This window comes from Sphingomonas taxi, from assembly GCF_000764535.1.
In the GTDB taxonomy this organism is placed as follows: domain Bacteria; phylum Pseudomonadota; class Alphaproteobacteria; order Sphingomonadales; family Sphingomonadaceae; genus Sphingomonas; species Sphingomonas taxi.
This window is the reverse complement of the sequence record NZ_CP009571.1, coordinates 1531761-1545338: the sequence shown is the minus strand read 5'-3', so window position 1 is coordinate 1545338 and position 13578 is coordinate 1531761. Positions and strand designations below refer to the sequence as shown.

At 67.8% G+C, this 13578-nt stretch carries 11 protein-coding genes; 6 read left to right on the top strand and 5 right to left on the bottom strand.

The genetic code is table 11. The annotated features are described in order from the left end of the window. Positions 1-186 precede the first annotated feature (186 nt). The 3 genes from MC45_RS06920 to MC45_RS06910 are packed head-to-tail and all read left to right on the top strand — an operon-like array spanning position 187 to position 4602. Positions 187-2706 (top strand): penicillin-binding protein 1A, encoded by a 2520-nt coding sequence (locus MC45_RS06920; protein WP_038661170.1) that lies wholly within the window; start codon positions 187-189, stop codon positions 2704-2706. A 55-nt stretch (positions 2707-2761) separates the two neighbouring features. Beyond that, complete coding sequence (gene prfB / locus MC45_RS06915; protein WP_038661167.1) at positions 2762-3889, top strand: peptide chain release factor 2; 1128 nt, start codon at positions 2762-2764, stop codon at positions 3887-3889. Continuing rightward, a complete protein-coding gene (locus tag MC45_RS06910) occupies positions 3886-4602 on the top strand; it encodes a class I SAM-dependent methyltransferase (RefSeq protein ID WP_052075548.1) in 717 nt (238 codons plus the stop codon). Before prfB ends, MC45_RS06910 begins: the two co-directional genes overlap by 4 nt. A 319-nt stretch (positions 4603-4921) precedes the next feature. On the opposite strand, the gene MC45_RS06905 is transcribed toward MC45_RS06910, so the two are convergent. Continuing rightward, the gene (locus MC45_RS06905; RefSeq protein ID WP_245640863.1) at positions 4922-5311 is read right to left on the bottom strand and encodes a JAB domain-containing protein; all 390 of its coding nucleotides are present in this window, start codon (positions 5309-5311) and stop codon (positions 4922-4924) included. 78 nt (positions 5312-5389) lie between these two features. Here MC45_RS06905 and MC45_RS06900 point away from each other — a divergent pair, with 78 nt between their 5' ends. Beyond that, positions 5390-6184: a thymidylate synthase gene (locus tag MC45_RS06900; protein ID WP_038661161.1), complete on the top strand. Its 795-nt coding sequence runs from the start codon at positions 5390-5392 to the stop codon at positions 6182-6184. Next, complete coding sequence (locus MC45_RS06895; RefSeq protein WP_038661159.1) at positions 6181-6645, top strand: dihydrofolate reductase; 465 nt, start codon at positions 6181-6183, stop codon at positions 6643-6645. The genes MC45_RS06900 and MC45_RS06895 overlap by 4 nt, the downstream gene beginning before the upstream one ends. Positions 6646-6884: 239 nt before the next feature. Here the strand turns inward: MC45_RS06895 and MC45_RS06890 are convergent, their stop codons facing one another. Further along, complete coding sequence (locus MC45_RS06890) at positions 6885-8033, bottom strand: saccharopine dehydrogenase family protein (protein WP_038661157.1); 1149 nt, start codon at positions 8031-8033, stop codon at positions 6885-6887. Positions 8034-8312: 279 nt separating this feature from the next. Further along, on the bottom strand, positions 8313-10082 hold the full coding sequence (locus MC45_RS06885) for an ABC transporter transmembrane domain-containing protein (RefSeq protein ID WP_038661155.1): 1770 nt from the start codon (positions 10080-10082) through the stop codon (positions 8313-8315). A gap of 174 nt (positions 10083-10256) precedes the next feature. On the opposite strand from MC45_RS06885, the gene MC45_RS06880 reads away from it, so the two are divergent. Then, the gene (locus MC45_RS06880; RefSeq protein WP_038666712.1) at positions 10257-11489 is read left to right on the top strand and encodes a polyhydroxyalkanoate depolymerase; all 1233 of its coding nucleotides are present in this window, start codon (positions 10257-10259) and stop codon (positions 11487-11489) included. 39 nt (positions 11490-11528) lie between these two features. Here MC45_RS06880 and MC45_RS06875 read toward each other — a convergent pair whose 3' ends face one another. Further along, the gene (locus MC45_RS06875) at positions 11529-12011 is read right to left on the bottom strand and encodes a pyridoxamine 5'-phosphate oxidase family protein (RefSeq protein WP_038661152.1); all 483 of its coding nucleotides are present in this window, start codon (positions 12009-12011) and stop codon (positions 11529-11531) included. A gap of 352 nt (positions 12012-12363) precedes the next feature. Further along, on the bottom strand, positions 12364-13542 hold the full coding sequence (locus MC45_RS06870) for an acetyl-CoA C-acyltransferase (protein WP_038661149.1): 1179 nt from the start codon (positions 13540-13542) through the stop codon (positions 12364-12366). Positions 13543-13578: the final 36 nt, after the last annotated feature.

Genomic DNA, 13578 nt, shown 5'->3' with positions numbered 1-13578 from the left:
AACCTAGGCAAATGCGATAGCCCTGCCTGCAAGGGGGATGGGGACCGCTCGGCGCATGCCGAGTGGTGGAGGGCGAGGAATTGTCGACCGACTCTCCCCGCCATCCCGGCGTGCGCCGGAATGACGGGACAGGTGGGGTGAGGGTGGCAACCGGGCGCGAACCTGCTACACGCCGGCGCCTGAACCATGGCGTCCGAAGCTCCCCGCACCTCCCGATTCACCGCATTCCGCGATCAAGGCGGGCTGCGCGGCCTCGTGCGTCGCGTCTGGCGGCGCTGGTGGGTCAAGGGGCTGGCGATCCTCGCGCTGCTCGCGGCGATCGGCTATGGCGTGCTGTGGGTGACGATCCTGCGCGACCTGCCCTCGGTCGACCAGTTGCGCACCTACGAACCGCCGCTGCCCACCAACGTGCGCGGCATCGACGGGACGCCGATCCAGTCCTACGCCCGCGAACGCCGCGTCGAATTGAGCTTCGCCGAATATCCGCCGATGCTCGTCCGCGCCTTTCTCGCCGCGGAGGACAAGACCTTCTTCGAGCATCACGGCGTCGACTATCCCGGCCTCGGCGGTGCGGTGATCGATTATGCGCGCAAGTTCGGCACCGGCCGGCGCGCCAAGGGCGGCTCGACCATTACCCAGCAGGTCGCCAAGAACCTGTTGATCGGCAACGCCTATTCGCCGACGCGCAAGCTCAAGGAGGCGATCCTCGCCTATAAGATCGAGGATACGCTGACCAAGCCGCAGATCCTCGAACTCTATCTCAACCAGATCGCGCTGGGGCGGAACGCCTTCGGCGTCGAGGCGGCGAGCCACGCCTATTTCGACAAGGAGCTCGACGAGCTCGACCTCGCGCAGCTCGCCTATCTGGCGATCCTGCCCAAGGGGCCGTCGAACTACGATCCCGTCCGCCACGCCGACCGCGCGATGACGCGGCGCAATTACGTGCTCGGCGAGATGCTGCGCAACGGCTTCATCACCCAGGCCCAGCACGACCAGGCGGCGGGCGAGCCGCTCGGCACGATCCTGCGCCGCACGCCGAAATTCGAGCGGGTCGGCGGCTATTTCGTCGAGGAGGTACGTCGCCAGCTGATCGGCAGGTTCGGCGAGACCGCGCGCGACGGGCCCTATGGCGTCTATCAGGGTGGCCTGTGGGTGCGCACCTCGCTCGACACGCGGTTGCAGGATCTTGCGGCGGAGGCGCTGCGCGATGGTCTGTTGCGCTACGATCGCGGCCGCGGCTGGGCCGGGCCGATCGCGCACAAGGACGTCGACGGCGACAACTGGCTCCAGACGTTGCTCAACACCAATATCGGGCTCGACTATAGCGACTGGCGTGCCGGCATCGTGATCGCGCGCGACGGCGACGCGTGGCAGATCGGGTTCTCCGACGGCCAGACCGGTCGTCTGCCGCGGGGCAACGCCCAAATGCCGGTGCGCGGCAAGGGCGGTACGAGCTTCGGCGCGATCGAGCCGGGCGACATCATCGCGGTGGCGCCGGCGGGTGGCGAATACAGCCTGCGCTCTGTGCCCAAGGTCTCCGGCGGCTTCGTCGTCGAGGAGCCGGCGACCGGGCGCGTGCTGGCGATGCAGGGCGGCTTCGACAGCCGGTTGCAGGCGTTCAACCGCGCGACGCAGGCGCTGCGCCAGCCCGGCTCGACGATCAAGCCGATCGTCTATTCCGCCGCGCTGGAGAATGGCATGACGCCGGCGTCGATCATCATCGACGGGCCGTTCTGCGTCTACCAGGGCGCGCGGCTCGGGCAGAAATGCTTCCGCAACTTCGGCAATATGCGCGCCGCCGGGCCGCATACGATGCGCTGGGGCATCGAACAGTCGCGCAACCTGATGACCGTGCGCGCCGCCGCGACCACCGGCATGCCGAAGGTGGTCGACGTGATGAAGCGGATGGGGGTGGGCGACTATCAGCCCTATCTCGCCAATGCGCTCGGCGCCGGCGTCACCACGGTCAGCCGCATGGTCAACGCTTATGCGACGCTGGCCAACAACGGCCGTGCGCACGCGCCGACGCTGATCGACTTCGTCCAGGATCGCCACGGCAAGGTCATCCTGCCCGAGAATTGGCGCGCCTGCGACGGCTGCAACGCGCGCGACTGGGACGGCAAGGCGATGCCACGCCCCGGCGACCGCGCGCGGCAGGTGATCGATGCGATGACCGCCTATCAGATGGTCCATATCACCGAGGGCGTGATCCAGCGCGGCACCGCGGTCGTGCTACGCGATCTCGACCGGCCGATGTTCGGCAAGACCGGCACGACGACCGGCCCGACCGACGTCTGGTTCGTCGGCGGTACGCCGCAATTCATCGGCGGGCTCTACGTCGGCTACGACACGCCGACCAACCTCGGCGGCTATGCGCAGGGCGGCACCTTCGCCGCGCCGATCTTCAAGGAGTTCGCGGTCAAGGCGTATGAGGGACTCGAGAAGATCCCGTTCCGCGCCCCCGCCGGCATCCGCATGGTGCGCATCGACCGGGCGAGCGGGCGGCCGGTCTACGGTACCTTCCCGACCGACGCCGATCCCAAGGCGGCGGTGATCTGGGAGGCGTTCAAGCCGCAGAGCGAGCCGCGCCGCGCGATCCATCGCGGGCCTTCACCGGCCGCCGCGGCGGCGACCGCCGCCCCCACCCGCGCGGCCAATACGCCCCGCGACAGCGATTTCTTGCAAAGACAAGGCGGAATCTACTAGCGCCTGCTCCTACATAGGCGCTTCCATCGCCATTCAGCTTACCCGGAGAGTTCCCATGCGCGCCGAAGCGCAGTCCCACGTCGACAGCATCAAAGAGGCACTGGCATTGCTGCGCCGGTTCCTCGATTGGGACCGTGCGCTCCGCCGTCTCGACGAACTCAACGCCCGCGTCGAGGACCAGGCGCTGTGGAACGACCCCAAGGCCGCGCAGGAGGTGATGCGCGAGCGGCGGCGCCTCGACGAGGCGATCACCGCGACGCGCGCGATCCAGTCCGAGCTCGACGACACGGTCGAGCTGATCGAGATGGCCGAGGCCGAGGGCGACACCGCGATGGAGGCGGAGGGCGTCGAGGCGCTCGCCGCGCTGGCGGAACGCGCCGATCGCGACAAGATCCAGGCGCTGCTCGCCGGGGAGGCCGACGCGAACGACACCTATATCGAGATCAACTCGGGCGCCGGCGGCACCGAGAGCCAGGACTGGGCGGGCATGCTGCAGCGCATGTACACGCGCTGGGCCGAGCGCCGCGGCATGAAGGTCGAGCTGATCGACTATCACGCCGGCGAACAGGCGGGGATCAAGTCGGCGACGTTGCTGGTCAAGGGCGAGAACGCCTACGGCTATGCCAAGACCGAGAGCGGCGTGCACCGGCTGGTCCGGATCAGCCCCTATGATAGCGCGGCGCGGCGCCACACCAGTTTCTCGAGCGTCTGGGTCTATCCGGTCATCGATGACGACATCCAGGTCGAATATAACGAGAGCGACCTGCGCATCGACACCTATCGCGCGAGCGGAGCGGGCGGCCAGCACATCAACACGACCGATTCGGCGGTGCGCATCACGCATATCCCGACCGGCATCGTCGTGCAGTGCCAGAACCAGCGTTCGCAGCACAAGAACAAGGCGGAGGCGTACAACCAGTTGCGCGCCCGCCTGTACGAGCGCGAACTCGCGATTCGCGAACAGGCGGCAAACGCCGAGAATGCGACCAAGACCGATATCGGCTGGGGGCATCAGATCCGCAGCTACGTGCTCCAGCCGTATCAGCTGGTGAAGGACCTGCGCACCGGCACGACCTCGACCGCACCGAGCGACGTGCTCGACGGCGCGCTCGATCCGTTCATGGCGGCGGCGCTGTCGCAGCGCGTGACCGGCGAAAAGGTCGAGGTGGAGGACGTGGATTGAGCCTGCGCCGGACCCTGATCGTCGCGTCCGTGCTGGCGCTGGCCGCGTGCGACGGGTCCAAGCCGCTGATCAAGCGCGACGAACAGCCGATGCTCTTTCCCGTGGCGGATCGGCCGGTGGCGCATATCGTCTCGGCGCGCTGGTCGAACGAGGAGGCGCGCGACCGGCTCAACGAGGCGAGCGAGGTGATGAACAAGGCGGGTATCGCCAAGGGCATGACCGTCGCCGACATCGGTGCAGGCGAGGGCTATTACACGATCCGTCTGGCGAGCCGCGTCGGCAAGGCGGGACGCGTGCTGGCGGAGGATATCGTCGCGAGCGTGCGCGACATGCTCGCCGAGCGCGTCGCGCGCGAGGATCTGGAAAACGTCTCGGTCCGGCTGGGCGCGCCCGCCGACCCCAAGCTGCCCGATGCGAGCTTCGACCGTGTGCTGATGGTTCACATGTACCACGAGATCGAGCAACCCTATGAGTTTCTGTGGCGGCTGCGGCCGGCGCTGAAGCCCGACGGGCTGGTCGTCGTCGTCGACGCCAATCGCCAGACGCAGAATCACGGCACCCCGCCGGCGCTGCTCCGCTGCGAGTTCGAGGCGGTCGGCTATCGCCAGGTGTCGATGACGGAGATGCCCTCCGCCGGCGGCTATCTGGCGACCTTCCGCGCGGTCGGCCCGCGGCCGGAGCCGGAAGCGATCAAGCCCTGCGTCCTCCGCTAGGCGGGGACGCGCCGAGCGGGATCGTGTTCAGTCGAATTCCTCCTCCGTCAGGGGGAGGGCTATCGCATATGGCTGCAGTGATGAGGCTCTATCAATTTCCCCATTAGATTCGTCACCCCGGACTCGTTCCGGGGTCCACCGGGCCGCGAGAGAACGGTGTCGAATCAAGCCTTTCTCCTCGCCGCAGGGTGGACCCCGGAACGAGTCCGGGGTGACGGAGTGGGCTTGGAAGACGACAGGCTCACACGAGCCTCCATATGCGATTGCCCTGCCCTACTAGGGGAGGACTTTTTCCGCAAAGCCCTGAGGTCGAACCCGCCTAGATCAGTCCCGCGTCGCGCAGGCTCGTCACCTCGGCGCCCGCGACGATCAGATGGTCCGCCAGCACCAGATCGAGCGCGTCCGCCACCCGTGCGAGCGCGCGCGTATAGGCCATGTCCGCGGCGCTCGGCCGGGTGCTGCCGCGCGGATGGTTGTGCGCCAGGACCAGCGCCGTCGCGTCGAGTCGCAGCGCCTCGGCGATGATCGCGCGCAGCGGCGGCGTTACCGTATCGGCGGTCCCGACGAAGTCGGACCGGCCGAGAAGCGTCCATTGCGGATCAAGATAGAGCACGACCGCGCGCTCGATCGCCGCGTCCGCCAGCCCGGTGAGCAGGACGGCAGCCGCGCGCGCATCGGCGATCACGATCGGAGCAGAGGGATCCGGCACCAGCGATCCTTGCCGCAGCCACCCGCGCTACGCAGCAAAAAGCTCGCCCAAATCGGCCGCAGGCGGTACGCGTCGCGCATGCGGCAATATCTCGATCTCATGGACCGCGTGCTGACCAGCGGCGCGGAGCAGATGGACCGGACCGGCACCGGCACCTTGTCCGTCTTCGGCGCGCAGATGCGCTTCGATCTGGCGCAGGGCTTTCCGGTGCTCACCACCAAAAAGTTGCACCTGCGCTCGATCATCATCGAATTGCTCTGGTTCCTGCGCGGCGACACCAACGTGCGCTGGTTGCAGGAGCAGCAGGTCCGCATCTGGGACGAATGGGCGGACGCGGCGGGCGACCTCGGCCCCGTTTACGGCAAGCAATGGCGGGACTGGGTGGCGGCGGACGGTCGGCACATCGACCAGATCGCGGAACTGGTCGAGCAGATCAAGACGCAGCCCGCCTCGCGCCGCCAGATCGTCTCCGCCTGGAACCCCGGTGACCTCCACGCGATGGCGCTGGCGCCCTGCCACTGCCTGTTCCAGACGCATGTCGCCAACGGCCGGCTGTCGCTGCAACTCTATCAACGGTCGGCGGATATCTTCCTCGGCGTGCCGTTCAACATCGCCAGCTATGCGCTGCTGACTCACATCCTTGCGCAGCAATGCGGGCTCGAGGTGGGGGAGTTCATCTGGACGGGGGGCGACTGCCATCTCTACACCAACCACCTTGATCAGGCGCGTCTGCAACTGACGCGGACGCCGGGGCCGCTGCCGCGGCTGGAGATCCTGCGCCGGCCCGACTCGATCGACGCCTATGCCTATGAGGATTTCGTGCTGCACGATTATGCCGCGCAGCCGCATATCAAGGCGGCGGTGTCGGTGTGATCAGCTTCCACTTGGCGCGCGCCGACAATGGCGTGATCGGCCGCGACGGCGGCTTGCCGTGGCGGCTGCCCGCCGATCTCAAGCGCTTCAAGGCGATGACGCTGGGACGGCCGATGGTGATGGGGCGCAAGACGTTCGAGAGCTTTCCCGCACCCTTGCCGGGGCGGCGGCATATCGTGCTGACGCGGGACCGGAGCTGGGCGGCGGCCGGCGCCGAGGTGGTTCACGACGTCGATGCCGCGCTGGCACTGGCGGGCGACGACGTCGCGGTGATCGGCGGGGCGGAGGTGTTCGCGCTGTTCCGCGATCGGGCGGACCGGATCGAGCTGACCGAGGTGCATTGCGCTGCCGAGGGCGACGTGACGATGCCGGGCTTCGACGGCTGGCGCGAGGTGGCGCGGGAGGACGTCGCCGCCGAAGGCGAGCGACCGGCCTATAGTTTCGTGACGTTGGTGCGCTAGGCCGGGTCGATATTCGGTATCCTTTCGGTTCCGGGAGGGTGATGCTCGCCGAAGCGTCGCCCTTTTGTCACCCGGGAGCTAGTCGAAACCTCTGGAAACGCCCCCCGGCGCTCCTGCGAACGCAGGAGCCCGGGAGTTCCACACCCCACGAGGCTTCGGGTTGCTTGGCCCTGGGCTCCTGCGTGCGCAGGAGCACTATGGTGAACCGCGGATGATGCGACCTTTTGTGGAGGTTTCGATCACCCGGCGGTGAAGGTCAGGCCCGCCTCGTCCTGCAACCGGTCGCGCAGCGTCGTGCCGAGCAGCGCGCCCGGCGTCCACACGCCGCCCGCGCCTTCGGTTTCGAGCAGGCAGCGCGCGGTCTCGGCGATCATCTTGCTGGTCGAGCCATAGCCGGGATCGCGATCGCCGGTGACCACCGCGTCGAAGCGTGCGCCATCCGGCATCAGGCCGACGAACAGCAGGTCGTAATGGCCCGCGTCGCGCTCCGCCTTGCTCGGGCCCTCGCCGGGCTTGGGGCCCTTGTCGCTGGCGAGCGGATTGAGCTTGGCGATCGCCTCTGCGGCGGCCTTGCCCATCTCGCCGAGGCCGGCGACCATCATCTCGTCGTAGACGAAATCGGTGCCGTAGCGGTGGCCGAGCAGGAAGTTGGTGCGGTGGACGTTCTTGGTGTTGATCGCCGCCATGATGAACGGCGCGACCCAGGTGTTCAGCGTCGCGTCGAATTCCGGGAACAGCCCGGTCGGCTGGTGAGGGCCGCTGAACCCCGGCGTCAGCGCGAAGGGATTGGCGAGCAGCCCGAGGATCGACGGATCGCGCGCCGCGGCGGCGAGCGTCGCCTTGAGGCTGGCCGCCGTGCCGCCGGAGAAACCGCCCTGCATCGCGCGGACGCGGCCCTTCACCCGCGGCGCGGGGTGGCCGTATTTCGCGCGCGCGCATTCCTGCAAGGTGAGCACCCCGAGATCGAAGGGGATCGAATCGAAACCGCAGGAGAAGACGATGCGCGCACCGCTCGCCTGCGCGGCGGCCTGATGCGCGTCGATCATCTGGCGCATCCACGCTGGCTCGCCGCACAGATCGACATAAGCGGTGCCGGCGGCGACGGAGGCGGCGACCAGGGCTGCGCCATAGAGCTGGTAGGGGCCGACGGTGGTGACGACGACGCGGGTCGATTCGGCCATCGCCTTGAGCGAGGCGGGATCGTCGGCGTCGGCGACGATCAGCGGCGTGTCGGCGGGCGCGCCGATAAGGTCGCGCACCTCCTCCAGCTTGGCGCGGCTGCGCCCGGCCATCGCCCAGCGCGTGACCTGCTGCTGGCTGAGATAGTCGGCGACGAGGCGGCCGGTAAAGCCGGTCGCGCCATAGACGATGATGTCATGGTCGCGCATGGGTCTCTCCTGTTCTGCTGTCCGTACCGGTGATGGGCGTGGACGGGCGCGGGATCAAGATGCCGTCCTCCTCGCTCACCGCCCTCCCGTCATGCCGGCAAAAGCGAAACCTTTGCGAAAGCGCCCAGTGCTCCTGCGAAAGCAGGAGCTCAGGAGTCCCGCACGCCAGACGAGGTTGTTCTGCTTGGCTCTGGGCTCCTGCTTTCGCAGGAGCACTGTGACCTCGCCCTACCCACATCGTCATCACCGCGAAGGCGGGGATGACGGTCAAGGCGAGGGCTACGCCGCCTCGCTGAACTGCAAGCTCGCCAGTCGCGCATACAGCCCGCCGCGGCCGATCAGCGAGGCGTGGTTGCCTTCCTCGACGATGCGGCCCTGGTCCATCACCACGATCCGCTGTGCGGCGCGGACGGTCGCGAGCCGGTGCGCGATGACCAGCGTCGTGCGATTCTCCATCAGCCGGTCGAGCGCCTGCTGCACCAGCCGCTCGCTCTCGGCGTCGAGCGCGCTGGTCGCCTCGTCGAGCAGCAGGATCGGCGCGTTGCGCAGCAGCGCGCGAGCGATCGTCACGCGCTGGCGCTGGCCGCCCGACAGCCGCGCGCCGCCCTCGCCGAGGTTGGTGTCGAGCCCCTGCGGCAGCGCGCGCAGGAAGTCGGCGGCATTGGCGACCTCGGCGGCGGCCCAGAGTTCGTCGTCGGTCGCCTCCCAATGGCCGTAGCGCAGATTGTCGCGTGCGCTGGCGCCGAAGATCACCGTGTCCTGCGGCACCATCGCGATCTGCGCGCGCACCGCGGCGGGATCGGCCTCGCGCAGGTCGACGCCGTCGAGCAGGATGCGGCCCTCCGCCGGATCGTAGAAGCGCTCGGCGAGCTGGAACAGCGTCGACTTGCCCGCACCCGACGGACCGACCACCGCCACCGTCTCGCCGGCGCGGATCGCCAGCGTGAAATCCTCGAGCGCCGCGACGTCCGGCCGCGTCGGATAATGGAAGCGGACATGATCGAAGGTCAGCGCGCCGCTGACCGGCACCGGCAGCGGGATCGGCGCGGCGGGGCGGGTGATCTCGGGCTGTTCGCGCAGCAGCTCGGCAAGGCGGCCGGCAGCACCGGCACCACGCAGCAGATCGCCATAGACTTCGGTGAGCGCGCCGAACGCGCCGGCGACGATGCCGCCGGTCAGCACGAAGGCGGCGATCGCGCCGCCGGTGATGCGGCCGGCGGCGACGTCGGTCGCGCCCTCCCACAGCACCAGAGTGATCGAGCCGAAGATCAGGAAGATCATGATCGCGGTCATCACCGCACGCAGGCCGATGCGGCGCTTGGCCGCGGCGAAGGTGGCGTCGACCGCGGCGGTGAAGCGCTGCGCCTCGCGCGGTTCCTGACCGAAGGCCTGGACGATCTTCATCGCGCCCAGCGTCTCGGTGGCGAGCGAGCCGACGTCGGCGACGCGGTCCTGCGACGCCCGCGACAGGTTGCGGATGCGGCGGCCGAGCACGGTCACCGGCAGAATGATGAGCGGGATGCCGAGCAGCAGCATGCCCGCGAGTTTCGGCGACAAGGCGAACAGGTAGATCATGCCGCCGACGCCGGTGAAGGTGTTGCGCAGCGCGATCGACACGGTGCTGCCGACGACGCCCTCGATCAGCGTGGTGTCCGAGGTGAGGCGCGACGCGATCTCCGATGGGCGGTTCTCCTCGAAGAAGCGCGGCGTCAGGCCGAGCAGATGCGCCTGCACCTGCGTGCGGATGTCGGCGACGACGCGCTCGCCGAGCCAGGAGACGAAATAGAAGCGGATCGCGGTGGCGATGGCGAGCACCGCGACGATCATCAGCAGATAATGGAACGAGGACGCCACCGAGCCCTCGCCGCCGGGCGTGAAGCCGCGGTCGATCACCCGCTTGAAGCCATAAGGGATGCCGATCGTCGCCGCCGACGTGGTGGTGAGCGCGGCGAGCGCGATGGCGAGCTGGCGCGGATAGGCGAGGACGCGATCCCACACGAGGCGCAGGTCGCCGAGGCGGCGGGTGGTCGGTAGCGAAGGTTTGGCCATCCTTACCGCGCCTAGCAGGCGTGGGGGAGCGGCTCAACGGCACCGGCCGATGCGGACAGGGGCCTCGTCGGCGATCTCGGGCGTTCAGACTGATCGGAGCGTATGGTTGGTCCGATTGCATCGAACGTGATACGGATTACGTATACGGCAACCTTTTTGGGCGAAGATATCAGCATGCTCTATGATGCCTATGAAATGCAGCGCTCGATGCTGGCCGGGGCGAGCGCCATGGCCAGCTTCGGTGCCGACTGGATGCGCAATCCCGCCAATCCGTGGTCGTATATGGATGGGGGATCGGTGGTCAGTTCGGCGCTCGAGGTGTTCGCCCATGCCTCGGCGACGCGGGGGAAGCCGGCGTTCGGGCTGACGCACACGACCATCGACGGCCGCGAGGTCGCGGTGACCGAGGAGATCGTGCTGCAGAAGCCGTTCGGTCAGCTCAAGCACTTCCGCCGCCAAGGCATCGAGGGCGGGCCGAAGCTGCTGATCGTCGCCCCGATGTCGGGCCATTTCGCGACGTTGCTGCGCGGTACGGTGGAACGGATGCTGCCGAGCGCCGACGTCTATATCACTGACTGGCGCGATGCGAAGCTGGTGCCGTTGAGCGAAGGCCGCTTCGATCTCGACGATTACATCGATTATCTCATCGCGTTCCTGGAGACGATGGGGCCCAACGACGGACAGGGCGGCACGCATATGCTCGCGGTCTGCCAGCCGTCCGTACCCTGCTATGCCGCCGTCGCGCTGATGAGCGCCGACCGGAACCCGAGCCGTCCGCGCACGCTGACGATGATGGGCGGTCCGGTCGACACGCGCGAGGCGCCGACCGCGGTCAACACGCTGGCCACCGAACGGCCGCATGCCTGGTTCGAGCAGAATGCGGTGGTGACCGTGCCGATGATGTATCCGGGCGGCGGACGGAAGGTCTATCCGGGCTTTCTCCAGCTTGCCGGCTTCATGTCGATGAACCTCGGCAATCACATGATGTCGCATTGGGAGATGTTCAAACATCTCGTCCAGGGCGACGAGGAAAGCGCCGACGCCACCAAAGGCTTCTACGAGGAATATCGCTCGGTCTGCGACATGACCGCGGAATTCTACCTGCAGACGGTCGAGCTGGTGTTCCAGAAGCATGCCTTGCCGAAGGGCGAGATGATGCATCGCGGGCGGCGGGTCGATCCGGCGGCGATCACCGACGTCGCGATCCTGGCGATCGAGGGAGAGCGCGACGACATTTCCGGTCTGGGACAGACCAAGGCGGCGCTGACGCTGGCGACCAACCTGCCGGACGAGAAGAAGCGGTATTATATGGCGGAAGGTGCCGGCCATTACGGCATCTTCAACGGCTCGAAGTGGCGCAACCGGGTGGCGCCGGTGGTCGAGGAATGGATCGCGGCCAACGGCTGACCGCGATGACGGGGCGGCGCGCGGCCGCCCCGGTTTCGATCAGGCGACCGAGCCGACCACGGCGTGGCTGCTCGATTCGTCGCCATGAATGGTGCCGCCGAAGAGCATCTTGACGCGGCCGGAGATCGAGATGTCGGTCTCCCACAATTCGGCGCTGTCGATGTCGAAGCGCAGCAGGGTCAGGTTCGGGTCCTGCTTGCCGCCGGGAAACCACGCCTCGACCTGGTTGTTCCAGAGCTTGTCGATCTGTGCGGGATCGTTATCGGTGGTCACCGAGCCGGCGAGGCAGGCGAAGAAGTCATGCCCCTTGCCGACGAACTGCGCCATGGCGTCGCCGCCCTTGGCGATACGATTGTCGCGACCGGCGAAGAAGAACAGCGTATTGGGCTGATCGTCGTCGATTTGTGCGGTCATAGGTTCGGAATGCTCGCCGTCGATCAGGCCGATCATCACGAACGGGCTGCTGCGCAGCTTCTCGAGGAACTTGGCAGCGATTTCCTGCGGGCTGTGCTGATCGGCCATGCGTCTTCTCCTATGGGGTTGGCGGGAGAACGAGCACCGCTGGGGTTGGTTGCGCGATAGGGCCGGTGTGGTCATGATCGCTCGCGGCGGCGATCCTGCCGCCGAACAAGGAGGTGCCATCGATGACGGTGACCGACTTGTGCCAAATCCTGGGCGTCATCATCGCCTTTGCGGCTCTGGCCGTGGAGATCGGTGACAAGCGCAGGTAGCGGCACACGGGCGGGGTTCGGGTAGCAGCCTGAACCCCAAACGTTTTGAGCTCCGACCGTAGCAGCGGTCGGAGCCCATACAAGGAGGGCATCGATGACAATGCCCGATCAGAATATACGCCGGCTTGGGCAGCGTTTCAACCTCACAGCACCTCGAACAGGCCCGCCGCGCCCATGCCGCCGCCGACGCACATCGTCACGACGACATACTTTGCGCCGCGGCGCTTGCCTTCGATCAGCGCATGACCGGTCATGCGGGCGCCCGACATGCCGTAGGGATGGCCGATCGAGATCGCGCCGCCGTTGACGTTGAGCAGCTCGTCAGGGATGCCGAGCGTGTCGCGGCAGGAGAGGACCTGCACCGCGAACGCCTCGTTGAGTTCCCACAGGCCGATGTCGGCCATCGTCAGGCCGTTCTTCTCGAGCAGCTTGGGGACGGCGTAGACCGGGCCGATGCCCATTTCGTCGGGCTTTGTGCCGGCGACCGCCATGCCGACATAGCGGCCGAGCGGGGTGAGGCCGCGCGCGGCGGCGACGCTCTCCTCCATCAGCACCGCGGCCGAGGCGCCGTCGGAAAGCTGGCTGGCGTTGCCGGCGGTGATGACGCCGTCGGGGCCGACGACGGGTTGCAGCGCCTGCAAGCCTTCCAGCGTCGTGTCGGCACGGTTGCCCTCGTCCTTCGACAAAGTGACGTCCTTGGTGCTGACCGCCTTGGTCGCCTTGTCGACCACGTTCATCGTCGCCGACAGCGGTACGATCTCGGCGTCGAAGCGGCCGGCGGCCTGCGCGGCGGCGGTGCGCTGCTGCGACTGGAGGCCATAGGCGTCCTGCGCCTCGCGGCTGATGCCGTAGCGCTTGGCGACGACCTCGGCGGTCTGGAGCATCGGCATGTAGATGTCGCCGTGCATCGCGATCAGCTGCTTGTCGGGGGCGACGCGCATCTGCGGGGTCTGGACGAGGCTGACGCTCTCGACGCCGCCGCCGACCGCGATGTCCATGCCGTCGAGCACGATCTGCTTGGCGGCGGTGGCGATCGCCATCAGGCCGCTGGCGCATTGGCGGTCGAGCGACATGCCCGGCACCGAGATCGGCAGGCCGGCGCGCAAGGCCGACTGGCGGGCAATGTTGCCGGCCTGATGGCCCTGCTGGAGTGCGGCGCCGATCACCACGTCCTCCACCTCGGCGCCGTCGAGGCCGGCGCGCTGGACCGCGTGGCTGATCGCATGGGCGGCGAGCGCCTGCGGCGTGGTGTCGTTGAAGGCGCCGCGATAGGCGCGGCCGATCGGGGTGCGGGCGGTGGAGACGATGACGGCGGAGCGCATGGGCTAACTTCCCTAACTTCACGCATAAAGCGTGGG